A 24489-nucleotide genomic window follows, 5' to 3' on the forward strand; every position below is an offset into this window, starting at 1 on the left:
AAACCTATCAGAAACTATCGCGTTTCGGCGAGCATGATCGAGCGACGGGTGCGGGACGTCCGACGCGACGGACTCGTCATCGCTGTCGGACTCGTCGCGCTCGCGGCGGTCGTGGCGCTGGTACCCGCCGACGCTCCCGCACTCCATGTCCGCGCCCTCCGCGAGTTCCTGATCGGGATCACGCTCGGAACCACGCTCTCCGGCGTCTTCCGCGCGAAGCCCCGTCCGGCCGTCAGGTCGACGCTCGCACTGGGCGTCGGGTTCGCGCTCGCCGTCGTGGTCGACCTGGTCTGACCGGTGACGCCGCACGACCCCGCAGGCGCGAGACGCACTCCCATACTGGGGGAAGACACTTGCGCGACCCGTGCGCCAGCGACGGTATGACAGAGGACTATCGCGCGACGAACCGCGCGAACTGGGACGAGCGCGTCGCGGTCCATCCGGAGACCGACTACTACGACGTGGAAGGATTCCTCGCGGGTGACTCCAGTCTCTACCCGATGGAGCGCGAAGAGCTCGCGGACGTCGTCGACGCCGACACCACCCTCCTGCACCCGATGTGTCACTTCGGGCTGGACACGCTCTCGTGGGCCAGGGAGTGCCAGTCGGTCGTCGGCGTCGACTTCTCGCCCGCCGCCGTCGAGAAGGCGCGCGACCTCGCCGACCAGGCCGGCATCGAGAACGCCGAGTTCGTCGAAGGCGACGTCCTGGAACTCGCCCTCGACCGCGAGTTCGACGTCGTCTTCACGACGTTCGGCGTCCTCGGCTGGCTCGACGACGTCGACGCGCTCGCCGAAACCGTCGCCGCTCACCTCGCGCCAGGCGGCACGTACTACCTCGCGGACATCCACCCGTTCACCGAACCGTTCCACGACGTCGACGCCGACGGCTGCCAGTTCGGCGACTGGGGGTTCTCGTACTTCCACGACGACCCCATCCGCATCGACGCAGACGGCTCCTACGCCGACCCCGAGGAGTCGTTCGAGCACACCGAGACCGTCCAGTTCGTCCACACCATGGGCGACGTCGTCACCGCACTCTGCGACGCCGGCCTCGAAATCGAGTTCCTGCACGACCACGCGTGGGCGGACTTCCCGATGTACGACGGGATGGACCGCGACGACGACGGCCGCTGGTGGCTCCCCGACGACGTCCCCGTCGAGTTACCACTCACGTTCTCGCTGCGCGCGGAAAAACCAGCGTAGTCGACTCCGTTCGCGACGTCAGTCGTCCGCCTTCGCGGGCGCGGCGTCGACCGTGATCTCGCCGGCGTCGAGGTCGGCTTCGACCTCGCGGGCGGCGGTGACGAGGTTCGCCATCTTCTCGTACGCGACCTCGCGCGGCAGGAGCTTCAGCCCGCAGTCGGGGGACACGACGAGCTGCTCGGGCGGCACGACCTCCAGGCCTTTGCGGATGTTCGCCTTGATCTCCTCGACGGTCTCGACCTCCGCGACGTGCGCGTCCACGACGCCCAGTGCGAGGTCGGCGGTGAACGCCGGGTCCTTGAAGACGTCGAGCTGGTCGTAGTCGCCGTTACACAGCTCGAGGTCGAACTCGTCGACGGGGTACTCGAGGACCTCCGGGTAGATGCGCGAGTAGTCGCCGTAGCAGACGTGGAGGCCGACGCGGACGTCCTCCGGGATGTCCGCGACGATGTGCTCGAGGCACTCGCCGACGATGGCGTGGTCGTCCGGGGTCGTCGCGAGCGCCGGCTCGTCGATCTGGATGTAGCGCGCGCCGGCGTCGACGAGCTTCTGGATCTCCTCGTTCACGAGGTCCGCGAGGTCCACCGCGAGACTCTCGAGGTCGTCGTACGCCTCGTTGAAGCTCCAGTTCGCGAGCGTGTACGGGCCCGTGATGGGGACCTTCACCGGGCGGTCGGCGACGTCGGCGGTGAACTCGTACTCGTCGACGAGCCACGTCTCGTCGTACTCGACCTCCGAGACGACGCTCGGCTTGTCGAAGTAGTTGTGGCCCCAGACCTTCACCGGGCCGTTGAACTCGTAGCCGTCGATGCGGTGCGCGAAGAACTCCACCATCTCGTTACGCCGCATCTCGCCGTCGACGACGACGTCCAGGCCGGCGCGTTCGTGCTCCTTCGTGATGAGGCGGCTCGCGTCGTCCTTCGCTTCCTCCCAGGCGTCCTCGTCGAAGTCCGGGAGCTCCTCGGCGTGCTCGCCCTGGTGCTCGCGGGGTTTCGTGGTATCGCCGCCCTGGTAGAGTTCGCGAGCGCGGTCGAGCCACTTCGGCTTCGGGTAGCTCCCGACGACCGTCGTCAGGAGGAAGTGCTCGTTCTCGTGTCCGACCGGCCGGAACTGGTCCTTGCTGTTCGGAGCATCGTCGCTGGAATCGGTCGCGTCCGTCATGCTTCCACCTCCGCGAGCGAGACCGCTTCACCGAGCACGTCGAGCTTCGCCTCGTACTTCGCGTACGGCAGGTAGAACAGCTCGGTGTTCGTCGTCACGTACGTGGTGTCGAAGTCGGCGCTCACCGCTTGTTCGTGCACCCAGTCGACGCGGTCGCGGACGACCTCGGGGTCCTCGACGAGCGTGTTCTGGCCGTCGACGAGGCCGAGCGAGACGTCGTCGGTGGTGCCGTACTCGTTGATGTTGTAGAGGTTGTCCTCGTGGTTCGCGACGAAGTCGTACCCGATGGCGTCGACGTCGGCGTCCAGCAGGTGCGCGTGCGTCTTCTCGTCGAGTGCGCCCCAGTACGGCTGGACGACGACGGCCGCGTCGACGGCGTCCGCGACGGTCGTCACGGCCGATGCGAGGTCGTCCGCGACGTCGTCGTCGGGTGCGTTCTCGACGAGCGACGGTTCGAGGAGGTAGAGGGTCTCCACGTCCGGGAACGCGTCGGCTTCGCCGGCGAGGAACTCGCTGATGGCGGCGAGGAACTCGCGGTCGTCCTCGTAGTACTCGTCGGTCGCGAGGTCCGCGAGCGAGTACGGGCCCGGCAGGACTGCCTGTACGGGCTCGTCGGTGAGGGCGGCGGTCGCGTCGAGTTCGTCGGCGACGTCCCCGGAGAAGTCGAGTTCCTCGCTGACGACGGGCTCGCGGTAGAAGTTGTTGTTGTCGTAGTACCGGACGATGCCGCGGGTCTCGACGTCGTCGTGGACGGTGAGGGGGTGCGCGAGCATGTCGTCCCAGCGGAGCTGCCCGTCGACGACGCGGTCGAGGCCGGCGTCGACCTGCGCGTCGACGACCTCGCCGCGGGCGGTGGCGTAGGCGTCGCGGACGGCGTCGGCCTCGTCGCCGTCGACGAGGTCTTCCTTCTGGTGGCCTTTGAGGTCGGAGAGGTCGGATTTCGCCCAGTCCGGGAGCGGGAACAGCCCGGGTGTGGTGGCGACGAGTTCTGTCATGCGTGGTACCGCGTAGGAAATGCGGCTGTTTAATATTTACTGTACGGACAAATGAGCCACAGTAATCACGTTGCGTGTGGACGCGCCACGCACCCGACCTACGCCGGCAGGAGCTTCAGGACCGACAGCGTCTCGAACGGATACGACTCCTCGCGCATCGCCACCGCAGAGAACCCACACTCGCCCGCGAGTTCGACGACCTCGTCGACCCCGGTCAGACTGCTCACGAGCATCAACGCGTACCCGTCGGGGGCGAGCACGCGCGCCACCGACTCCACGAACGGGTCGACGACCGCGCGCCCGTCCTCCCCGCCCGTCAGCGCCGTCTCCATCCAGTCGTCCCGGGCCGCCGCCGCGTCCTCCGGCAGGTACGGCGGATTGAACAGCACGACGTCGAACGCGCCGTCCCGGAACGGCGCGACGAGGTCCGCACGCACCGCCTCGACGCCGCGCTCGCGAGCCTGCCGGGTCGCGTGCGGATTCAGGTCCGACGCCACCACGTCCGCACCCGTCTCCGTCGCGACCTGCTCGGCCACCCACCCCGACCCCGTCCCGACCTCCAGCACGCGGTCGCCCGACCCGACCTCGTCCTCGGCGACCGAAGCCAGCAACGCCGAATCCTCCGCCGGCTGATATACCTCCGTCTCCACGCCACGACGCTCCGCGAGGTCCATCATGACGACCCCTCCGCGTCGTCGGCCCCGTCGCGTTCGTCGGAGCCGCCGTCGGGCGCGTCGCGGTCGTCCGCGTCGTCTCCGTCATCGCCGAGGGACACGCGCCCCTTCGTGAACGTCATCCCGAGGTCGTCCCCGCCGATACCGAACCCGCTCTCGCGCTCGCTCGCCCCGGACCCGTCGGGCGTCGGCACGTCCTCGTCGGCCGGCTCCACGACCGCGTCCGGCTCCGGGTCCGCATCCACGCCGCCGTTCTCCACCGGCACCGACTCCGACGTCTCCGCGTGCCGGAACCCGCCCGTCTCCGCGCGCCCGGACAGCTCGCGCTGCGGGAACGGGATCTTCACGCCCGCCTCGTCGAACGCCGCCTTCACGGACTCGACGACCGCCGTCCGCGCCCGCCACTTCCGGCGCGCGCTCGGCTTGTCGATCCAGAACCGACACCCGAGCACGATCGCCGAATCACCGAACTCCTTGACGACCACCTGCGGCGTCGGCACCGACAGTATCGCGTCCAGGTCGTCCATCGCCTCTCCGGCAAGTTCCGTCGCCGTCGGCACGTCCGCGTCGTAGTCCACGCCAACCTCCACCTCGATGCGGAGTCGCCCCTTCCGCGAGCGATTCACGACCTCCTGGCCGCTCACGATGTCGTTCGGGATCATCACGTACTCGCCGTCGAACGTCTGCACGCGCGTGTTCACGATACTGATGTCCGTCACGATCCCCTCGTTGTCGCCGATCTCCACCCAGTCCCCGATCTCGAACGGCCGCGCGAACATCAACACGAACCCCGCCAGGACCGCGCCGAGCGTCTGGCGCGCCGCCATCCCGACCACGATACCCGCGAACCCCGCGCCGACGAGCACGCCCGTCAGGTTCACGTTCCAGAGGCCGAGGACGACCGATATCGCCGTCACCCAGAGAATTATCTGGAGGACGCGGTACGTGATCTCGACCTCGTGCTGGTCGAACGCCTGCCGGTTACTCACCCAGCCGTCGACCAGTCGACGCCCCGCCCGCGACAGCAGGTGGGTGACGAGGAGGATGACGACCGTCGCCGCCAGGTTCGGGCCGTTGATGAACTCCAGGCCGCGCGTCGCTCGCACAACGTCGTCCGCGAGCTGCCACACGCCCATCGACACGCCGATGGCCGTGACGAACGTCGTCCCGACGACGACGACCGTCACCACGTCCGCCGTGACGTCACTCAACCGCTCGCGGAGCCACGTCTGGACCTGCGTCGTCACCCAACCGATACCGGTGAGGACGCCGAGCGCGAGCCCAGTCACGAGCGTCCGCGTCAGCGCCGTGTCGAACACGCGCGACAGCTCGTTCAGCGACCGCGCGACCTCCATCGCGGTCGACGCGTCGGACTGTATCATTCCGCATCACGGCCGACGTCGGCCGCGAGCGCGGCGAGCGCAGCCAGCCGCTCGGGCGACACCTTCCCCGGCCGCATCCCCATCAGGTCCTCGTCGGCCGCGTCCACGACCGCCGACCCGTCGTCGAGCCCCGAGATGTGGACGGTGTTCCGGACCGCGTTCCGCATCGTCTTCCGGCGTTGCGTGAACACTGCCTTCACGAAGTCCAGGAAGAACTCCTCGTCGTCGACCTCGTACGCCGGGTCGCGTGGCGTCGCGCGAATGACCGCGCTCTCGACCGCCGGCTGCGGACTGAACGCCTCCTTCGGGACCGGCTCGACGATCTCCACGTCCGCGTAGTGCTGGGCCGAGACGGACAGCCGCCCGTAGTCGTCCGTTCCCGCGTCCGCGACCATCCGCTCCGCGAACTCCAACTGGAACATCAACACGAGCGGCTTCTTCAGGGGAAGCAGCCGGAACGCGATCTGGCTGGACACGCTATAGGGGAGGTTCGCGACGCACGCCGAGAACTCGGGGAGATCGACCTCCAACGCGTCGCCCTCGACAACGTCCAGGTCGCCCGCCGCGATCTCCTCCGCGAACTCCTCGCGGAGGAACGCCGCGAGCTCCGGGTCGCGCTCCACCGCCGTCACGTGCTCCGCTTCGGCGAGGAGTCGCGCGGTCAACGCACCGTTCCCAGCACCGATCTCGAGCACGTGCTCGCGGACGCCCTCGCCCTCGGGCAGGTACGACGGCAGCCGGTCGAGCACGCGGTCGTCAACGAGGAAGTGCTGGTCGTGGTTCGGGTCGCCACGCACGCCAGCACGAGACAGCAAGCCCTCAGGGTCTCTCATCGATTGCACTCGGCTAGTACGCGAGGCAGGGTAAACCCAGCGGGATGACTCTCGGGGCGACCGACCCCGGAGACGACTCACGCGACGCGACGCAGGCGCCCTCGCCGCGTCAGGCGTCCTCGTCGCGACCGACGAACGTCTTGTACTTCAGGTCGTCCTCGCGGACCTCCTCGAGGATGCGTTCGACGAGCACGCCCACGGGGTCGTGCAGGCCCTTCACGCGCTCCTCGAGGTCCTCGAAGCTCTCGAAGGGCTTGCGCTTGCGTTCGTCGAGGATCGTGTTCCGGAGCTTCTTCCCGATACCCGGCAGGAGGTTCAGCTGGTGGAGCCGGAGCGTGATCGGTTGCGCGTCGTTGTAGAACGCCACGAACCGGTCCTCCTTGGCCTCGACGAGCTCCTCGACGATGTACTCGAGCTCGGACTGCGCGCTCCCGGAGATGTCCTCGTACTCTACGGGATACACGCCGCGGATCTCGTCACCGGGCGGTTCGACGACGAGCTCGTCGTCCATCCCGACCTCCGGCGTCTCCTCGAAGACGACCTCCTTCAGCGTGAAGTCACGGACGTCGAGCGCGTACGCCATCGGCCGAGAGCCGTGCCGACCGTCCGAACGCCCGTTCGGGAAGATGTCGAGGACGACTGCGACCCGCTCTTCGGCGGTTGAATCACTCATGATAGTAGCAGTTACGACGACGACGTATTTAAAAGATGGCGGCAGGGACTCAGACGTACTTCGCGAGAACGTTCAGGATCTCGTCAAGTTCGTCGCCGTCGAGCGTGTACCGCTCCTTCGCGAACACCGACCGCAGCTCCGTGCGGTCCTCCGGCAGGAGGTTCGCGATCTTGTACGCCGTCGCCTCGTCGACCTTCTCCAGCTCCTGGAGCTCCTCGACGAGCTCGACCGACTCCTCGGGGTCGAGCACCGTGAACCGATTCACGTGCTCGATGGCGCGCGCGAGCTCGTAGCGCATCTCGCGGTCCTCGTCGAGCGCGCGGTCGGCCTCCACCTCGTCGAGCAGTTCCTTCGTCTCCGCGAACGTCAGGAACTCCTCGTCGAGCTTCTCCTTGAATATCGTCATCCTACTGCTGGGCCTTCAGGTGCGCGGCCGCGGCGATGACCGTCTTCTCTTTGCCACCGTCGTTGATGAGGACCTTGAACGCGGCGCCTTGCTTGCCCTCGACCTCGCCCGTGAGGCCGTTGAAACGCGGGTGGAAGCGACCGTCGGCGACCGACGGGTCGATCTTCAGGTGGACCTTCTGGCCCGTCTCGAACTCCTGGATCGCGCGCTGGGGCGGGGACGTGCCGCGCTCTCGGGGGTGGTTCTTCAGCTTGTTCCGGGTCTTCTTGCGGGGTCCGTGCGAGTTCGGCATAGTCGTACACCCCAGTTCCGCCGTCGTCGTTATAAAACGCACGTTCCTCGCCCGCTGGGCGCCCGCGGTCCGTTGCGCACGTGACCTCCGAACGACGCCGGTGACCGCATTGTCACCCAACCCGCTGTCTTTTTACCCTCCGAGCGAGAAGGGCAGGATACCACAACGCCCGCGGGTAAGTGCTTCGCTCGGAGTCGGGCTCGCCGCCGGCCGGTTTCGCGGCCGTAGACGAGTGAAGCATAGCGGGTTGCACGCCGACGTGCTGCAAGACGCCGGGGCCCCTGCAATCGGACAACCGCGGGTATTTGCATACACGGAGCCGTCCTCGGGGGCGGCCGACAGCGCTCGCCGCCGCGGCGGACTTTCAGTGCGTTAGCTATGGAAATCGAAATCGCCACAATCGGCGGCTACGAGGAAGTTGGCCGCCAGATGACCGCAGTACGAGCCGGGAACGACGTCGTCATCTTCGACATGGGCCTGAACCTGTCGAAGGTCCTCATCCACGACAACGTCGAGACCGAGAAGATGCACAGTCTCGACCTCATCGACATGGGTGCCATCCCGGACGACCGCATCATGTCCGAGATCGAAGGTGACGTGCAGGCGATCGTCCCGACGCACGGCCACCTCGACCACATCGGCGCCATCAGCAAGCTCGCGCACCGCTACAACGCGCCGATTGTCGCGACGCCGTTCACGAACGCGCTCGTCAAACAGCAGATCGAGGGCGAGCAGAAGTTCGGCGTCGAGAACGACCTCGTTGAGATGGAGGCGGGTGAGACGATGAGTATCGGCGATAGCGGGCAGGTCGAGCTCGAGTTCGTGAACGTCACGCACTCCATCATCGACGCCATCAACCCCGTGCTGCACACGCCGGAAGGCGCTATCGTGTACGGCCTGGACAAGCGGATGGACCACACGCCGGTCATCGGCGACCCCATCGACATGAAGCGCTTCCGCGAGATCGGTCGCGAGGGCGTGCTGTGTTACATCGAGGACTGTACGAACGCGAACAAGAAGGGCCGGAACCCGAGCGAGGCGACCGCGCGCCGTCACCTCAAGGACGTCATGTACTCCATCGAGGACTACGACGGCGGTATCGTCGCGACGACGTTCTCCTCCCACATCGCTCGCGTCAAGAGCCTCGTCGAGTTCGCGAAGGACATCGGGCGTCAGCCCGTCCTCCTCGGTCGCTCCATGGAGAAGTACTCGGGGACCGCGGAGCGCCTCGGGTTCGTCGACTTCCCGGACGACGTCGGGATGTTCGGGCACCGCAAGAGCGTGGACCGGACGTTCAAGCGAGTGATGAACGAGGGGAAGGGCGACTACCTCCCCATCGTCACGGGCCATCAGGGCGAGCCGCGCGCGATGCTGACGCGGATGGCTCGCGGCGAGACGCCGTACGAGCTGGACGACGGTGACAAGGTCATCTTCAGTGCGCGAGTCATCCCGGAGCCGACGAACGAAGGCCAGCGCTATCAGGCCGAGCAGCTCCTGGGGATGCAGGGCGCGCGCATCTACGACGACATCCACGTCTCCGGCCACCTGAACCAGGAGGGTCACTACGCGATGCTGCAGGCACTCCAGCCCCAGCACGTCATCCCGGCGCACCAGGACATGAGCGGGTTCTCGGGGTACGTGAACCTCGCAGAGAATCAGGGGTACAAGGTCGGTCGTGACCTGCACGTTACGCGGAACGGGAACCTCATCCAGCTCGTGGAATGATGACAGACCCGAGTACGCGGGAGGAAGCGGTGCTATCGGCGGTGGAAGCGCGCCGAGAGCACGTGAACGCCGCCATCCCGGAGGAGCTTCCGGTGAAGCGGCCGGAGCGACTCTACGAGGCGTCGCGGTACCTGCTGGACGCGGGCGGGAAGCGGTTGCGGCCGACGGTCCTGCTCGCGGTCGGTGAGGCGCTCACGGACGTCGACGGCCTGAGCGAGGACGTCGATTATCGAGCGTTCGAGGACCTGACCGGGGAGCCGGTGGACTTGATGGCGGCGGCGGTGAGCGTGGAGGTCATCCAGTCGTTCACGCTCATCCACGACGACATCATGGACGACGACGAGCTCCGTCGTGGGGTGCCGGCGGTCCACGAGAAGTTCGGGCTCGACACCGCGATCCTCGCTGGCGACACGCTGTACTCGAAGGCGTTCGAGATCCTCCTCGAGACGGGTGCGCCCGCGGAACGGTCGGTGGATGCGCTCCACATGCTCGCGTCGACGTGCACGAAGATCTGCGAGGGCCAGAGTCTCGACGTCGCGTTCGAGCAGCGCGGTGACGTGGTGCCCGAGGAGTACATGGAGATGATCGAGCACAAGACGGCGGTCCTCTACGCGGCGTCGGCGGCGATGGCGGGTATCGTCCTCGGCGCGGACGAGGAGACCGTCGACGCGCTGTACGGGTACGGGCTCGACGTCGGGCGCGCGTTCCAGATCCAGGACGACGTCCTGGACCTGACGGTTCCGAGCGAGAAGCTCGGGAAGCAGCGCGGCTCTGACCTCGTGGAGAACAAGCAGACGCTCATCACGGTGCACGCGCGCCGACACGGCGTGGACGTGGATTCGCTCGTCGAGACCGACGACGTCGAGGCGGTGACGGAGGCGGAGATCGACGACGCGGTCGAGCGCCTGCACGAGGCCGGGAGCATCGAGTACGCGAACCAGACGGCGCGCGACCTCGTCGAGCAGGGGAAGGACCGCCTGCAGCGCCTGCCGGAGAACGACGCGCGGCGGTTGCTGGAGGACCTCGCGGACTACCTCATCGAGCGCGAGTACTGACCCGCTCGACTGCATGCCGACTCCGTTTCGCGTTCTCGCGGAGCGACCCCGGGCTCGGTTTCGCGTTCCGTTTCGAGCCGTGAGTCGAGCGTCGATTCTCTCGGCGGTGCTTTTTGTATCGACGTGGTAGCTGGGGGTATGCCAGGGGACGAGACGACCACGGGTGACGGACGACCGGACGGGGACGCTGCCGAGAGCGGCGACGTCGACGCGGCCGACGGCGAGGGCGGCGGGTTCGACGTGTCTCGCCGGAAGGTACTGGTCGGCGGCGTCGGGTTGTTCGTCGGTGCGGGCGTCGGCGCGAGCGCGACGTTCGCGACGACCGGCTCGGACCAGATACGGAAGCGGACGCCGAACAGCGACGGGAAGGGGACGCTCGGTGAACTCCGGTGGATCCTCGAGGAGAAGCACGCGCTCTCGGTGACGAGCATGGTCCGGGACGACGACACGGTGCGGTTGGCGTACGAGTCGTCGGCGTCGTCGCGCGGCGAGTCGCGCCGCGAGATCGGCGCCGTCATCTCCGCGTACGGCCTCATCGTCGCGAACGACGGGCCGACGGCGAAGCTCTCCGCGGACATCGCTCGCGCGTTCGAGGAGCAGGCGACGAGCTATCACGTGCAGGCGACGTGGGTGAAGAAGTGGCGGTCGGGCGACCTCTCGGACGCGGGCGTCGCACAGCGCGTGTTCAACACGCGTCGGTTCCCCGAGGGCGTGGGCTCGAACTGACGCTGGCTCGAATCGGGTCGGCGGACCGGTGACGCGCGCTGGCCGGTCGGGCGCGCGGTCGGCGGCGGGACATCGGGGCGGTTTTTACGCGGCCGGGAGTACGTCGCGGTAATGGACGAGGCACTTCGAGCGCGCGTGGAGGAGGCTGCAGAGACGGCCGCGTTGTTCAACGCGGTCAAGCACGAGAGCGACGCGGCGGTCGGTGCGGTGATGGGGCCGTTGATGGGTGAGAACCCCGAGTTCCGCGAGCACTCGGACGAGGTCCCTGGCGTCGTCGGTGGCGTCGTCGGGCGCGTGAACGACATGAGTCACGAGGAGCGCGCCGAGCGCTTGCAGGAGCTCGCGCCCGAGCGCTACGAGGAGCTGATGGCCGAGGACGAGAGCGAGGACGCGCCGCTCCCGGACCTGCCGAACGTCGAGGAGTACGACGAGGTCCGGATGCGGTGTGCGCCGAACCCGAACGGTCCCTGGCACCTCGGGAGCGCGCGGATGCCTGCGGTCATCGGGACGTACAAGGAGATGTACGACGGGTGGATGCTGGTGCGGTTCGACGACACGGACCCGGAGACCAAGCGCCCGGACCTGTCGGCGTACGACGAGATCCTCGAGGCGGTCGAGTACCTCGGGTTCGAACCGGACGAGGTCCTGAAGGCGAGCGACCGCGTGGAGACGTACTACGAGCACGCTCGCGACCTCATCGACGCCGGTGGCGCGTACACGTGCTCGTGTAGCGGCGAGGACTTCTCGGAGTTGAAGAACGCGGGCGAGGCGTGCCCGCATCGCGACAAGGACGCGGAGACGACGCGCGAGGAGTTCGCGGCGATGGTCGATGGCGAGTACAGCGCGGGCGAGATGACGCTGCGCGTGAAGACCGACATCGACCACAAGAACCCGGCGCTCCGGGACTGGGTGGCGTTCCGGATGGTGGACACGCCGCATCCGCGCGAGGAAGCAGCGGAGTACCGGTGCTGGCCGATGCTTGACTTCCAGAGCGGCGTCGACGACCACCTCACGGGGGTCACGCACATCGTTCGCGGTATCGACCTCCAGGATTCGGCGAAGCGCCAGCGGTTCCTCTACGAGTACTTCGACTGGGAGTACCCGGAGGTCGTGCACTGGGGGCACGTCCAGATCGACGCGTACGACGTGAAGATGAGTACGAGCACGATCAAGGAGCTCGTCGCCGAGGGCGAACTCGACGGGTGGGACGACCCGCGTGCGCCGACGGTCGCGAGCGTTCGCCGCCGCGGCATCCGCGGGGAGGCGCTCGTGGACGCGATGCTGGAACTCGGGATGTCCACGAGCGACGTGGACCTCGCGATGTCGAGCGTGTACGCGAAGAACCGCGAGTACGTCGACGAGACGGCGACGCGGCGGTTCCTCGTCCGCGACCCCGTGGAGGTCCCCATCGAGGGCGACGGGCCGGGGAGCGCGCACCCGCCCCTGCACCCGGACTTCGAGGACCGCGGCGACCGCGACATCCCCGTCGGCGACGCGCTCGTCCTCGAACCGGGTGACGTCCCGGACGCCGGCGACCGCGTCTGGCTGAAGGGCCTCGGTTGCGTCGAGTCCACCGGCGACGCGCTCGCGTTCACGGACGACGACCTGTCGGTCGTCACCGACGGCGACGTCGACGTCGTGCACTGGGCGCCCGCCGACGGCGTCTCGGTCCGCATGCGGACGATGGACGGCGACGAGCACGGCATCGCGGAACCCGGGGTGGTCGACCACGACGTCGACGACGTCGTCCAGTTCGAGCGCGTCGGCTACGCAAGAGTCGACGACCTGGACTTCGAGGGCGACGCGGACGTGCAGACGTACTTCGCGCACCCCTGACGACTACCGGTACTGGTTCTTTCAGGCGTGCTTCGTGACGCTCGCGGGGTCGAGGAAGCGGAGCGCGCCGTCGGTCGCCGGGTCGAGTCGCCAGTCGTCGCCGTCGCGCGCGAGCGCGCCGACGACGGCGACCTGTCGGTCGACGGGGACGACGGTGACGCGGTACGTGCGGTGGGTGCGACCGGGGAGGATTCCGCCGGAGAGGACGCGAGCGGCGCGCGACCGGTCGGTGTCGAGCGCGCTCAGGACGTCGGCGGTCGACGCGGGGACGTCGTCGGCGTCGTGGAGGACGCGCCGGTGCGTGCTGCGCGCGTCGTCGACGACCGGTGAATGTGGTGTCGGCGGGTCGACGTGGACGGTCTCGCCGTCGACGTCGAGGTGGAACGGGGCGACCGCGCGGACGGTCGTGACGTGCCCGAACGGACTGGCGACGCGGACGGCGAACGCGACCGCGTCGACGTCCACGAACGGGGCGTCGAGCGGACTTTCGGTCGTGGGCGTGCCGACGACGGCGACCGGAGCGGCCGTGGTTTCGTCGGTCGCGGGTCCGTCGGTCGTCGTGGTACCGTCGGCGGTCGACGCGAGTTCCGCTGTCGTCGAGACGGGGCGCGTCGGCTGGACGGTCGGCGGGGAGCGGTCGCCGAGCGCGAACACGCCGACGAGGACGAGGGCGACGGTGGCGACGGCGGCGAGCGCGAGCGCGTTCCCGGCGAGGAACTCGACGAACGTCGTCATCTCGCGCCCTCGATGCCGTCGGTGGTCGTCCAGCACGGGGCCTCGGTACGGTCGATAGTCGTCATACGAGGAGTGCGAGCGCGAACGTCGCGAGCATCCCGAACGCGAGCACGACCTGCACGACGACGCTCCCGAGCGCGCCGAGCGTCGAGTAGACCGCAGCGCGGGTCGCGTGCTCGGCGTTCTCGCGGTACGCTTCGACGAGGAAGACGGTGCCGGCGAGGCCGACGATGAGGCCGACCGGGCCGACGGCGAAGAACGCGACGAACCCGACGACCCCGCCGAGGATGCTCGCCGTCCACGACGCGCCGCCGTACTTCGCGGCGAGCGTGCCGGCGAGCCAGTCCGCGACGACCGCGACCACGCCGACGAGGACGAGCGCGGCGAGCACGACGGTGCTGACGCCGGTGCCGCCGCCGAACGCGTACGCGAGGACGCCAGCGAGACTCACGAGCGGACCCGGGACCGACGGGATGGCGCTCCCGACCACGCCGAGCGCGAGGAGGGCGAGCGCGACGACCGTCAGGACGTCCAGACCGAGGAGCATGCGTGCTGGTAGCGCGAGCGCGCCGAAGAACGTTCCGGTGGCTGTCGTGCTTCCGGTGGCTGTCGTGCTTCCGGTGGCTGTCCTGCCCCGGCGGCCGCTCGGCGTTCTCAGTCCGCGAAGCGCTCGCGTTCGCGGCGGGCGTCCGCGTCGCCGTACGCGTCGACGAGCGGCTGGACGGCGTCGCCGAGCGCTCGCATGCAGGCGCCCGGCGAGACGTAGTCGAGCGAGTCGGCGACTGCGGGCCACGGTCGCGCCTGGAGGACGCGTTCGACGAGCAGGCGCTCCTCGCGGGCGTCGAGCGCGCCGGCGCTGTCGTCGGGGTCGACGAGGTGCTTCACGGCGAGGTCGCGGAACGGCCCGGGTGCGACGTCGAACAATCCGGGGCCGTATGACGCGCCGACGACCGTCCGCCACGCCGCCGCCGAGAGGTCGACGTCGACGTCGGCGTCGCACGCCCGCAGCGTCGCCCGGACGACGTCGGGGTCGCAGTCCGCGAGCGCGTCCGACAGCACGCCCGGGACGCGCTCGGCGAACCACTCTGCGTGCCGGTCGTGGAGCGCACGGCCCGCGTCGCTCGTCGGGTCGAGGACGATCGCGGAGTACTCGCCGCTCGCGTCGTTCCGCGTCGTCGACAGGTGGACGCTCCCGTAGCCGTTCTCGCGCCAGAAGTCGACGAGTTCGGGCGTGGCACCGAACCCGGAGCCGAGCCAGTCGACGTCGTCGCCGACCTCCGCGCGGATTTCCGCGAGGAGGTGCGAGGCGAGGCCGCCCCTGCGGACGGCGTGATGGGTGGCGATGCGGACGACGCGGTACCCGACGGTCTCGGCGGCGCGTTCGTCCCGCAGTTGGCTCGTGAGGACGTCCGGGAGCATGTTCCCCTTCACGCGACCGCCTTCGTACATGCTGGCGCGACGGTCAGCGGACAGGTCGCCTTCGCGGGCGAGGAGCGCGACGCACGCGACGTGGCCGTCGTGGATGAGCGCTCGCACGGAGAGGTTCGGCGCGTCCAGCAAGCGCGCGAGGTCGTCGGGCTCGGTCCGGTAGTGCGCGAGCACGAGCGACCCGAAGACCTCCCGGAGCAGGTGCTCGTCCGCGAGGAGCGCGTCGGCGTCGAGCTCGCGGTACGCGACCGACGCCGGGGTCGCGTCGGCGACGAGCGAGTCCACGGGCGGTCGGGCGTCGAGCAGGAGCGCGCGGAACGCCCACACCTCCACGGGGTCGCCCGCCGCGTACCGGATGGGCGTCACGAGCTTCGACTCGACGACGGCGTGCGCGCCGTCGTCGAGGCGGCCGCGGAACCGGACGTCGAACCCGCGGCCCGTGCCCTCGTAGCCGTGGACGGTCGTCGCGTACGCCACGCGGTCCGCGTCGAGCGTCGCTTCCAACCGGCGGACCGGTATCGTCGCCGCCTCGTCCACGACGAGCACGTCCCCGTCGGTCGGGTCGTCGACGACGTCCGCGAGGGACGCGAACCGGACGCGTCCGCCCGCATCGGCATCCGTGGACACGCCGGGGTCGGCGGCTCGCAGGTCGTACTCGCCCGCGTGCTCACCGGCGGCGTCGAGCGCGTCGAGGAGTTCGCGAGCGCGCTCGAAGACCTCGCGGCTCCCGCGGCGCTCGCTCGCGGTCACCACCACGTCGTCGCCACGTGCCGCGAGCGCGCCCGCGGCGAGGCCAGCGGCGCTGGACTTCCCGCGCCCCCGGTCGGCCGACACCACGACCGCCGAGTCGTCGTCGAGCAACGCCTCCAGGGCCCCGACCGCCTCCGCCTGGTCGGCGGTCCGGCACGCCTCGTACGCCGCCGCCGGGTATCGCGGGTCCGCTGGCGCCGACGGCTCGGGCGTCGGCTTCGCTGGCGGCGGATTCGTTCGCCCGTCGGAGACGAGACGGCCGCCGTCGCTGTCTCCCTGTTCAGTCGGGTCGTCGACGTCGACGACGCTCACGCCCCGGTGCGCTCGCGCGAGCGCGACCAGCCGCCGCCTGAAGTGCCCGGTGACCTCGTCGAGCGAGAACGGCGGGACCGCCATGCCCTCGTCGAACCCGTCGCGGACGTCCGGCCAGGCGTCCACGTCCGGCGCGAGGACGACGAGGAGGCCGCCGCCGTCGACGACGCCGACGACGCGCCCGAGCGCGTTCGGCCGGCACTCCGCGTGACAGTCGAGGACGACTACCTCGCGCGTACTTCCCAGCAGTTCGCCGGCGCGACGCACTCCGACGTGCTCGCCCGCGAGGAAGTCCTCCGGGCCGACGACCGTCGTCTCGCTCACGCCCACCGACAGCGCGTCCACCGCGTCGTGCGCTCGCTCCCGCGTCGCCGCAGGGCCGCCGGCGAGTACGAGCACGCGACGCTCGTTCGCCCGCTGGGCCTCCGCGTGCAGCGCCCTCGCGTACTCGCCCACCTCGACGTGCGAGCCCGCGCCGTCCGCTCCGTCCGTCCCGTCCGCGTTCATACTCGGACGGTCGACGCGCCGGCAGAAACAGGTGTCCATTCCCGAGTCCGGGTGACGAGACGCCTGCATGGCAGCTCCGCCCGAACGAATAAGTAACGGGTTGACATAATCGGGACGATGCACTCCTCGGGTAACACCTTCGCGAACGCGGTCGTCGGCGCGGTCGTCGCACTCGTCCTCGTCGTCGTCCCGTTCTCGCCGGCGGTCGGCGGCGGGGCCGCCGGCTACCTCCAGCGCGGGCGAGTCCGCGACGGCGCGACCGCCGGCACCGTCACCGGCCTCATCGTCGCGTTCCCCCTGTTCGTCGGCGTCGCACTCCTGGCACCAGTGTTCGTGTTCGCACCCGCCGGCGTCCCCTCCATCCCGATGAATCCCGTCGCGTTCGTGGTGCTCGCACTGACCGCGACGGTCGCGTACGCGATCGGGAGCGCCGCGGTCGGCGGCGCCGTCGGCGCGTACCTCGCCGCGGTCCGACACCACGACGCGGACGCGTCGACGACGACGGCATCGACCATGGACGAACTCGAATCGCAGTCGGGGACCGAATCGGGACGCGACCCAGCCCCGAGCGAGGACTGAGCCGCACGGGCGCCGACGCCCCAGCACGGGCCCGGCATCCACCGATGAGTGCGTTCCGTCGAGGACCCGCAATCCATCGGTGACCACGTTCCGTCGCGGTAACCGTTCCTTTTCTCGCCGCGGGACGATCCAGACGCACGCAGCGACAGGCGTTCGTCGACCGAACGCGCCAGCGAGCCCGCACGGAGTAATCCTCGCCGTCACTGCACGCGAGCGTGCTTACTCGCGAGATACGTTGGCATAACAAAGGAACGGAGGCCCGATACCTCAGCGTATGTCCCGAGTACACCCTGCCGGCGACGCGATGGTCGGCCGCTGGGTCGTCCTGGCGGTCGTCGCGGTCGTGTTCGTCGGTGCCGCGGCCGCGACCGTCACCCCGCTCGTCGCGGACGCCCCCACCTCGAACGCGAAGACGCCGCACGCGCCAGGGGGCGTCGACGCGAGCGCGGTCCCGGGCGACGAATCCTTCTCCGGCGAGCGCTCGCTCGCGACGGCGAACGCGACGTTCCGCGGCGCTGGCGCGAACGACTCGTTCGGCGCCGCGGTCGCGTACGTCGGCGACCTAAACGACGACGGCCACGCCGACGTCGCGGTCGGCGCCCCCCGGAACGACACCGCGGGCACCGACGCCGGCGCGGTCTACGTGTTCTTCGGCCCGGTCGAGGACGGCGACGTGAACGCGACCGACGCGGACGTCGTCCTGCACGGCGAAGCGCCCGCGAGCCGCGCTGGCGCGGCGCTCGCGAGCGCGGACGTCGACGCCGACCGCGTCCCCGAACTCGTCGTCGGCGCGCCGAACGACGACGCCGCCTCCCGGAACGCCGGCGCGGTGTACGTCCTCGACGAGACCGACCTGGCGGCGAACGTCTCGCTCGGCACGGCCACGTGGACGCTCCGCGGGGTCGCACGCGGCGACCGCGCCGGCTACGCGGTCGCGGGCGTCGGGAACCGGAGCGACGACGCCCCCGACCGCGTCGTCGTCGGCGCACCGGGGAACGACGCGGCCGGCGAAGACGCGGGGACGGCGTACGTGCTCGAGACGCCGCCCGCGGGCACGGCCTCGCTCGCGGCGGCGAACGCGTCGCTCCGCGGCGAGGCACCCGGCGACAACGCGGGCTGGTCGGTCGCGTCCGCTGGCGACTTCGACGGTGACGACGACGCCGACGTCGTCGTCGGCGCGCCCCGGACCAACGCGACCGGGCCGGCGTCCGGCGCGGCGTACGTCCTGACGAACCGGTCGCTCGCCGGCGAGTCCTCGCTCGCGGACGCGGCGGTGACGCTCGCTGGCGCGAAGCAACGCGACCTCGCGGGCTGGGCGGTCGCGGGCGCTGGCGACGTGAACGGCGACGGCGTCGACGACGTCCTGGTCGGCGCACCGTTCAACGACACGAACGGGAACCAGGCCGGCGTCGCGTACGTCGTCACCGGGAGCGACGACCGCGACGGGACCGTGCCGCTGAACGCGTCCGCGCTCGCCGCGTACGGCGAAGGCACCGGCGACCGTGCTGGCTGGGCGGTCTCCGCCGCCGGGTCGGGCGACGTGACGTGCGACGGCTACGCGGACGTGCTCGTCGGCGCGCCGCTTTACGACTCGACTGTCGACGGCGTCACGCTGAACGACTCCGGTGCGGCGTACCTCCTCGCGGGTGCTGCCGACCTCGCCGACGAACGCGAGCTCGCTGACGCGGACGCGACGTTCCGCGGCGTCTCCGCGGGCGACCGCGCCGGATGGAGCGTCGCGGACGTCGGCGTAGTCACCGAAAACGACACCGAAGACGTCGTCGTCGGCGCGCCGGACGCCGACACCACGGCCGTCGACGCTGGCGGCGCGTACCTCCTCGACAGCAGTTGCGTCCCCGCCAGCGAACGCCCACCGGAGACGACGACCGAGCCCACGACCACGGAACCGACGACGACCGAGCCCACGACCACGGAACCGACGACGACCGAGCCCACGACCACGGAACCGACGACGACGAAGACGACGGAGCGGGTGACGGCACGCGTCGTGTTCAACGGCTGCGGGAACGCGGTCGTGTACGCGTCCGGCGTCGACTACCCACTCAAGGTCACGGTCCAGGTGTACAATCCCGGGAACGGCCCGAACGCGGGGTACCGGGTGTACTCGGACACCCTCCGGGACTCGGGCGACAGCGTCGCCGGCCAGGGCGGGAAACTCGTCGCGATCGCCGTCCAGCACGTCGGCGCGTTCAAGAATCCGACCTTCGAGGTGACCGGACGATCCGCACGCTGTCCAGGCGGCCAGAAGCCCGGAGAACCGATCGACGAGTTCCCCTGGCGCGACGGCCAGCAGGATGAGTACGATGACGATACCGAGGACCAGGAGGACGATGGGGAGGAAGACGACGACGAGAGGGACGATGACGACGACAAGAGGGACGATGACGACGACGAGAGGGACGATGACGACGACGAGAGGGACGATGACGACGACGAGAGGGACGATGACGACGACGATGACGACGACGATGACGACGACGACGATGCTGAGGAGGATGACGACGACGACGACGATGAGGACGATGACGACGACGACGACGCGGTCTATCCGGTCCGGTGACGGCTCCAGGTGCGGTCGTCGTCAGTCGGCGTGCTCGGCGTACGCGTAGTCCGCGTCGGTCGCTTCGAGAATCTCGCCGTCGAGCCTGAGCTGCCAGCCCTCGACGACCGTCGGGTCCTGGAGTGCGTTCGTCATCGTCGTGCGGACGTCGAGGAGTTCGACGCCGTACATGTCGTTCGGGAGTCCCTGGAAGTACTGGAGCGCGGTCCGGAACAGTGATCGAAGACCGTCGTCGTCCTCGAAGTCGACGTGCTTGTACGTCCCGGCGGCGACCTGCACCATCCCGTGCAGGAACATCGACTCCCGGGACCCGCGGCCGTAGTTATACCACTCGTCCTCGAAACAGTCGTGTGATTCGTGGTACGCACCCGCGTTGAACAGTGCGACGCCGTGCTCGAGCGCGCGCCGGAGCGTCGCGTGCTCCCAGCGCTCCGCGTCGGCGTCCCACCCCGTCGGGTCGCCGCGAGCGGGCGGGCCGACCGACGGGTCGTTCGTGTGCTCGTCCATACGCCTGCTCACGCACTCGGCGCGGAAGAACAATCGGGTCCGACCGAGTCCACGCGCTCTCGGCCGCGGCTGCTGAGGCGGGAAACCACAGGACGCAAATACCGGGGGGAACAAGCAGTGACCGCGTGCGAGGGTAGCCAAGCTAGGAAACGGCGGCGGACTCAAGATCCGCTCCTGTAGAGGTCCAAGGGTTCAAATCCCTTCCCTCGCATCGCGCTCGCTCCCGCTTGAGGGGCGTGCGAGATGCGGAAGGCGCTCTGGGAGCGTTCTTCCCTCGCAAAACTCTCACTCGAAATCGACGAGCGACAGCGCTGTCGTTCCCGGAACCGACGGCCGGCGCCGCCCTCGGTGTCAGGCGCGCTCGACGTCGACGGCTTCGCCGACTATCTGCCAGCCGTCGGCGGTCTCGCGGGCGACGAGGAGGGTGTCGTCGTCGTCGCCGTCGACGATGCGGTACGTGGTGCCGTCGTCGGTCTCGCCTTCGGCTTCGAGTTCCTCCTGGAAGAACTCGGCGTGACCCATGGCGAGGTCGATGGTGGTGTCGTCCGCGAACGTGAGCGTGACCGGGTCGGGTGCGACGTTGTACAGTCGTTTCGCGAGCGTGTTCATGGACGATGGTGGCGTGCGCGCCGACAAAGCCGCGTCGGTCCGTCGACTCCTGGCGTTCGCAGGCGGGGCGGTCCGTCGACTCTGGGCGTTCGCAGGCGGGGCGGTCCGTCGACTCTGGGCGTTCGCAGGCGGGGCGGTCCGTCGACTCCTGGCGTTCGCAGGCGGCCAGTCCGGCGAGTCCGTTCGCTCGCGGAGCGATCCGTGCGGGGGGAATCGGAGGGCATTTTTGTACGGCTCTCGCCAGTGGAGGCATGACCGAGGACGCTCGCGTTCGTGCGGACGTCGCGCTGGCTGCGGCCCGTGCAGGGGCGGCCGTCGCGGAGTCGCGCTTCCGGACGGGTATCGACGTGGAGACGAAGGACGGGAAGACGGACGTGGTGACGCAGGCGGACCGCGACGCGCAGACGGCGGTCGTGGACGCGATCCGCGACGAGTTCGACGCGGACGCCATCGTCGGCGAGGAGGACGACGAACTGAAGTCGGTGCCGGAGGAGGGGCCGGCGTGGGTCGTCGACCCGATCGACGGGACGAACAACTACGTCTCCGGGATGCGGTTCTGGGCGACGAGCGTCGCGGCGGTCGTCGACGGCGAGCCGGTGGCGGCGGCGACGGTCGCGCCCGCGCTCGGCGACACGTACGTCGTCGGCCCCGAGGGTGCGCGACGGAACGGCGACGCGATCGCGGTGAGCGAGGAGGCGGACCCGGAGCGACTCGTCGCGGTGCCGACGATCTGGTGGGACTTCGACCGTCGGGACGAGTACGCCGCCGCGTGTACGGCCGCCGTCGAGCGGTTCGGTGACGTCCGCCGGTTCGGGTGCGCGCAGCTCGCGCTCGCGAGCGTCGCCGAGGGCGCCGTCGGCGGCACGTACACGAACGTCGCGGCGAACCCGTGGGATACCATCGCCGGCGTGCAGCTCGTCCGCGAAGCTGGCGGGCGCGTCACGGACGTCTACGGGGACCGCTGGCGGCACGATTCCCGGGGTCTGGTGGCGTCGAACGGCGCGGTCCACGAGGACGTGCTGGCTGCCGCACAGGCCGCCGAGGCCGTTCGCAGCGACGAGGACGCTGCCTGACCACCCGAGCACAGCCGCTCCGTCGATTCGTCGGCGGACGCGATTCGGAGCCGTCGAATCCCCGTCAATCACTTGTATCCGGGCGACGAACCGTCGATACTCATGGACCTCGACGACACTGACCGGGAGATCCTCCGCATCCTCCAGGAGGACGCACGCACACCGTTCTCGGAGGTCGCGAGACGCATCGACATGTCGAGCGCGACCGTTCACGACCGCGTCAACCGCATGCAGGAGGCGGGCGTCATCGAAGGGTATCACGCGAAGGTCGACCCGCGAGAGGTCGGGTTCGGTATCTCCGCTATCGTCGGCCTCCGCGTCGAGCAAGGCCGAGAGAAGGACACGCTCGACCGACTGAGCGCGGTCGAGGGCGTCCAGGAGATTCACCTGACGACCGGCGAGTGGGACGTGATGGCTCGCGTGTACGCCGAGGACGCGGACGCGCTCCGGGAACTGATGTTCGAGGAGGTCGCGCAGATGGACGGGTTCGCGCGCTCGCAGACGATGGTCGTCCTCGGTACCGAGCACGAGACCGAGGAACTGCCCGTGTAGGCTACCTCCGGTCTGACGGGGACGACGGGAAAGACCGGAAGGGTAAAACGCGGGCCGTCCGCTGGTATCCAACATGACGAGTGACGACCCCGGACACGGGGGCGACGAGTCGGGCGCGGACGACCGGTCCCGCGACGACGCGACCGTGGACGACGGGGTGAGCGTCGACGAACTCGAGCACGAGCAGGCGACCGAGTTCGATGCGGACGCCGACCCCGACCCCGCCGAGAGCGGCCTCCTCGACCGACTTGGGGTGTCGTTGTTCCAGGCGTGGCTGGCGGCGGTCGCCGGCATGTTCGTCGTGTTCGGCCTCGGATCGATCGCGTTCACGCGAACGGTCTACGCGAACTTCGTCTGGCATTACTTCTGGGGGCCGGTGTACGCTGACGCGCAGGGCTGGCGGTACGTCGCGTGGGCGGACGGCGAGCAAGTGCAGGTGTCGAGCGCGGACGTCGCGGCGAACATGGGGCCGGTCGCGGAACCCGGGTACACGGTGTACTCGGAGGTCGGGTACGCGGTCATCCTCCTCGTGATGCTCGTCGGCGTGGCCTTGCTCCTGCGGCGTCTGGAGCTGACGCGCTACCGGGCGTTGTTCTACGCGCTGTTCCCGTTCGTTCCGCTCGGTGGTGCGCTCCGCGTGCTCGAGGATGCGAACAACGTGCTGCCGGCGGAGGCGAGCGCGTTCGCGCTCGATTACCCGCTGAACACGCTGTTCATCAGTCCGATCATCTACTTCACGATGTTCTTCCTGACGCTCGCGACGCTCCTGCTCGCACTCTGGATCCACCGGCAGGGGTACACGAGCACGTTCGAGTACCCGCTCGCGGCGATGGGGACGACGCTGCTCGTGCTCACGGTCGGCGCGGTCGCCGCGCTGGCGTTCACGACGGACCTGACTTCGCCGCCGCGTCTCCGGTTCTATCCGATAATCACCGCGTTGACGCTCCTGTTCGCGACGCTCTCGACCGCGGGCGTCTGGGGGCTCATCCGTACGTTCGCGCCGCAGATCAACGAGGGCACGGGCTACATGGGCGCGGTCATCATCTGGGGGCAGGCGGTCGACGGCGTGTCGAACGTCATCGGCCTGGACTGGTACGACGAGCTCGTGCCGGTCGCGACCGCTGACCTCCAACCGAAGCATCCCGTGAACAAGTTCGTGCAGGACTTCACGGGGCAGGTCCTTCCGGAGTCGATAACGGCGATAACGGGCGACGCGTGGACGTTCCTCCTCGTGAAGCTCGTCGCTGCCGTGTTCGTCGTGTGGGTGTTCGACGACCAGATATTCGAGGAGAGCCCGCGGTTCACGTTCATGCTCCTGCTCGCCATCCTCGCGGTCGGCCTCGGCCCGGGGACGCGGGACATGCTCCGCGCAACGTTCCTGGTTTGAACTGGCCGCACGAGCATCCGGCGACCGCGAGGTCGCCGGTTCGGCGGTGCTGGTGGGGTACTGGCTGTTTGAGTAACTGACCGCAGGAGCATCCGGCGACCGCCAGGTCGCCGGTTCGGCGGTTTCGAGGTTGTTGGTTCTGGCGGGTCTGTGGGTCAGCTGGCTTCGTTCCCGATGACTTCGAGTGCTTCGGCGGGGTAGTATCGGCTGCCGCAGTGCTCGCAGGTGGCGACGGGGACGGGGCCTGGGGCGTCGACGCCGAGGTCGTCGGGGGCGACGGTGTCGCGTGCGAGCGGGCCGTCGCAGGTGGCGCAGGGGAGGTCGTATTCGGTCGTCATGCTCGTACCTCTGTCTGTGGGTGGGCTTCCATCCGAGAGAACACCGTGGTAATAGTTAGCGAGCCCCTGGGCTTAAATCTAGCCCTGGCTAGACGAGTCTGACGTGCGGCAGCGGGCAGCGACGAGTGGGCCGATGGCTGCGAGCCGGTCTGAGGACGGCGGCGAGTC

25 protein-coding genes and 1 tRNA gene are annotated in these 24489 nt (G+C 69.3%); 12 read left to right on the plus strand and 14 right to left on the minus strand.

The features are described from left to right. The first annotated feature begins 33 nt into the window (after nt 1-33). Entirely contained in the window at nt 34-294 is a 261-nt protein-coding gene (locus tag VYJ16_RS10015) for a hypothetical protein (protein ID WP_336350160.1), read from the plus strand. A gap of 86 nt (nt 295-380) precedes the next feature. Then, a complete protein-coding gene (locus VYJ16_RS10020; RefSeq protein WP_336350161.1) occupies nt 381-1205 on the plus strand; it encodes a class I SAM-dependent methyltransferase in 825 nt (274 codons plus the stop codon). An 18-nt stretch (nt 1206-1223) separates the two neighbouring features. On the opposite strand, the gene VYJ16_RS10025 is transcribed toward VYJ16_RS10020, so the two are convergent. The 8 genes from VYJ16_RS10025 to VYJ16_RS10060 form a co-directional block, all read right to left on the minus strand. After that, nucleotides 1224-2366, minus strand: a complete 1143-nt coding sequence (locus tag VYJ16_RS10025) for a methionine synthase (RefSeq protein WP_336350162.1) — start codon at nt 2364-2366, stop codon at nt 1224-1226. Beyond that, a complete protein-coding gene (locus VYJ16_RS10030) occupies nt 2363-3361 on the minus strand; it encodes a 5-methyltetrahydropteroyltriglutamate--homocysteine methyltransferase (protein WP_336350163.1) in 999 nt (332 codons plus the stop codon). The genes VYJ16_RS10025 and VYJ16_RS10030 overlap by 4 nt, the downstream gene beginning before the upstream one ends. 98 nt (nt 3362-3459) lie before the next feature. Further along, nucleotides 3460-4035: a HemK2/MTQ2 family protein methyltransferase gene (locus tag VYJ16_RS10035; protein ID WP_379762528.1), complete on the minus strand. Its 576-nt coding sequence runs from the start codon at nt 4033-4035 to the stop codon at nt 3460-3462. Next, a complete protein-coding gene (locus VYJ16_RS10040; protein WP_336350165.1) occupies nt 4035-5417 on the minus strand; it encodes a mechanosensitive ion channel family protein in 1383 nt (460 codons plus the stop codon). The genes VYJ16_RS10035 and VYJ16_RS10040 overlap by 1 nt, the downstream gene beginning before the upstream one ends. Continuing rightward, complete coding sequence (locus tag VYJ16_RS10045; RefSeq protein WP_336350166.1) at nt 5414-6250, minus strand: 16S ribosomal RNA methyltransferase A; 837 nt, start codon at nt 6248-6250, stop codon at nt 5414-5416. The genes VYJ16_RS10040 and VYJ16_RS10045 overlap by 4 nt, the downstream gene beginning before the upstream one ends. 109 nt (nt 6251-6359) lie before the next feature. Continuing rightward, nucleotides 6360-6923, minus strand: coding sequence for a DUF655 domain-containing protein (locus tag VYJ16_RS10050; RefSeq protein ID WP_336350167.1), 564 nt, complete (start codon nt 6921-6923; stop codon nt 6360-6362). A 49-nt stretch (nt 6924-6972) separates the two neighbouring features. After that, on the minus strand, nt 6973-7329 hold the full coding sequence (locus tag VYJ16_RS10055; RefSeq protein WP_336350168.1) for an RNA polymerase Rpb4 family protein: 357 nt from the start codon (nt 7327-7329) through the stop codon (nt 6973-6975). A gap of 1 nt (nt 7330) precedes the next feature. Further along, nucleotides 7331-7621: a 50S ribosomal protein L21e gene (locus VYJ16_RS10060; RefSeq protein ID WP_336350169.1), complete on the minus strand. Its 291-nt coding sequence runs from the start codon at nt 7619-7621 to the stop codon at nt 7331-7333. A 378-nt stretch (nt 7622-7999) separates the two neighbouring features. On the opposite strand from VYJ16_RS10060, the gene VYJ16_RS10065 reads away from it, so the two are divergent. The 4 genes from VYJ16_RS10065 (at nt 8000) to VYJ16_RS10080 (ending at nt 12963) form a co-directional block, all read left to right on the plus strand. Continuing rightward, nucleotides 8000-9346, plus strand: a complete 1347-nt coding sequence (locus VYJ16_RS10065; RefSeq protein WP_336350170.1) for a ribonuclease J — start codon at nt 8000-8002, stop codon at nt 9344-9346. Further along, the gene (gene idsA3, locus VYJ16_RS10070; protein WP_336350171.1) at nt 9346-10401 is read left to right on the plus strand and encodes a geranylfarnesyl diphosphate synthase; all 1056 of its coding nucleotides are present in this window, start codon (nt 9346-9348) and stop codon (nt 10399-10401) included. Before VYJ16_RS10065 ends, idsA3 begins: the two co-directional genes overlap by 1 nt. A 138-nt stretch (nt 10402-10539) precedes the next feature. Then, nucleotides 10540-11127 carry a DUF8159 domain-containing protein gene (locus VYJ16_RS10075; protein ID WP_336350172.1) on the plus strand — a complete coding sequence of 196 codons (588 nt, stop codon included), beginning with the start codon at nt 10540-10542 and terminating at the stop codon, nt 11125-11127. 111 nt (nt 11128-11238) lie between these two features. Then, nucleotides 11239-12963, plus strand: coding sequence for a glutamate--tRNA ligase (locus tag VYJ16_RS10080; protein WP_336350173.1), 1725 nt, complete (start codon nt 11239-11241; stop codon nt 12961-12963). A 21-nt stretch (nt 12964-12984) separates the two neighbouring features. Here the strand turns inward: VYJ16_RS10080 and VYJ16_RS10085 are convergent, their stop codons facing one another. The 3 genes from VYJ16_RS10085 to tmcA all read right to left on the minus strand — a co-directional run bounded on the left by VYJ16_RS10085 (nt 12985) and on the right by tmcA (nt 16695). Beyond that, the gene (locus VYJ16_RS10085; RefSeq protein ID WP_336350174.1) at nt 12985-13698 is read right to left on the minus strand and encodes a hypothetical protein; all 714 of its coding nucleotides are present in this window, start codon (nt 13696-13698) and stop codon (nt 12985-12987) included. A 61-nt stretch (nt 13699-13759) separates the two neighbouring features. Then, on the minus strand, nt 13760-14245 hold the full coding sequence (locus tag VYJ16_RS10090; protein ID WP_336350175.1) for a DUF456 domain-containing protein: 486 nt from the start codon (nt 14243-14245) through the stop codon (nt 13760-13762). Nucleotides 14246-14352: 107 nt separating this feature from the next. Continuing rightward, the gene (tmcA, locus tag VYJ16_RS10095; RefSeq protein WP_336350176.1) at nt 14353-16695 is read right to left on the minus strand and encodes a tRNA(Met) cytidine acetyltransferase TmcA; all 2343 of its coding nucleotides are present in this window, start codon (nt 16693-16695) and stop codon (nt 14353-14355) included. Nucleotides 16696-16812: 117 nt separating this feature from the next. On the opposite strand from tmcA, the gene VYJ16_RS10100 reads away from it, so the two are divergent. After that, a complete protein-coding gene (locus VYJ16_RS10100; protein ID WP_336350177.1) occupies nt 16813-17274 on the plus strand; it encodes a DUF5518 domain-containing protein in 462 nt (153 codons plus the stop codon). 274 nt (nt 17275-17548) lie between these two features. Further along, on the plus strand, nt 17549-19855 hold the full coding sequence (locus VYJ16_RS10105; protein ID WP_336350178.1) for an integrin alpha: 2307 nt from the start codon (nt 17549-17551) through the stop codon (nt 19853-19855). A 21-nt stretch (nt 19856-19876) separates the two neighbouring features. Here VYJ16_RS10105 and VYJ16_RS10110 read toward each other — a convergent pair whose 3' ends face one another. Continuing rightward, the gene (locus tag VYJ16_RS10110) at nt 19877-20362 is read right to left on the minus strand and encodes a DUF309 domain-containing protein (protein ID WP_336350179.1); all 486 of its coding nucleotides are present in this window, start codon (nt 20360-20362) and stop codon (nt 19877-19879) included. A gap of 127 nt (nt 20363-20489) precedes the next feature. On the opposite strand from VYJ16_RS10110, the gene VYJ16_RS10115 reads away from it, so the two are divergent. Continuing rightward, nucleotides 20490-20573 (plus strand) — tRNA-Leu (locus VYJ16_RS10115). A 140-nt stretch (nt 20574-20713) separates the two neighbouring features. Here VYJ16_RS10115 and VYJ16_RS10120 read toward each other — a convergent pair. Next, entirely contained in the window at nt 20714-20971 is a 258-nt protein-coding gene (locus tag VYJ16_RS10120; protein WP_336350180.1) for a DUF8072 family protein, read from the minus strand. 251 nt (nt 20972-21222) lie between these two features. Here VYJ16_RS10120 and VYJ16_RS10125 point away from each other — a divergent pair, with 251 nt between their 5' ends. From VYJ16_RS10125 to VYJ16_RS10135, 3 genes are all read left to right on the plus strand, one after another. Continuing rightward, nucleotides 21223-22044, plus strand: a complete 822-nt coding sequence (locus VYJ16_RS10125; protein WP_336350181.1) for an inositol monophosphatase family protein — start codon at nt 21223-21225, stop codon at nt 22042-22044. A gap of 102 nt (nt 22045-22146) precedes the next feature. Next, a complete protein-coding gene (locus VYJ16_RS10130; protein ID WP_336350182.1) occupies nt 22147-22596 on the plus strand; it encodes an Lrp/AsnC family transcriptional regulator in 450 nt (149 codons plus the stop codon). A gap of 292 nt (nt 22597-22888) precedes the next feature. Further along, nucleotides 22889-23983: a DUF63 family protein gene (locus tag VYJ16_RS10135; RefSeq protein ID WP_379762530.1), complete on the plus strand. Its 1095-nt coding sequence runs from the start codon at nt 22889-22891 to the stop codon at nt 23981-23983. A 155-nt stretch (nt 23984-24138) separates the two neighbouring features. Here the strand turns inward: VYJ16_RS10135 and VYJ16_RS10140 are convergent, their stop codons facing one another. Beyond that, nucleotides 24139-24321 (minus strand): hypothetical protein, encoded by a 183-nt coding sequence (locus VYJ16_RS10140; protein ID WP_336350184.1) that lies wholly within the window; start codon nt 24319-24321, stop codon nt 24139-24141. Nucleotides 24322-24489 lie beyond the last annotated feature (168 nt).

It is taken from the genome of Halorubellus litoreus (assembly GCF_037081675.1).
GTDB classification, from domain to species: Archaea; Halobacteriota; Halobacteria; order Halobacteriales; family Natrialbaceae; genus Halorubellus; species Halorubellus litoreus.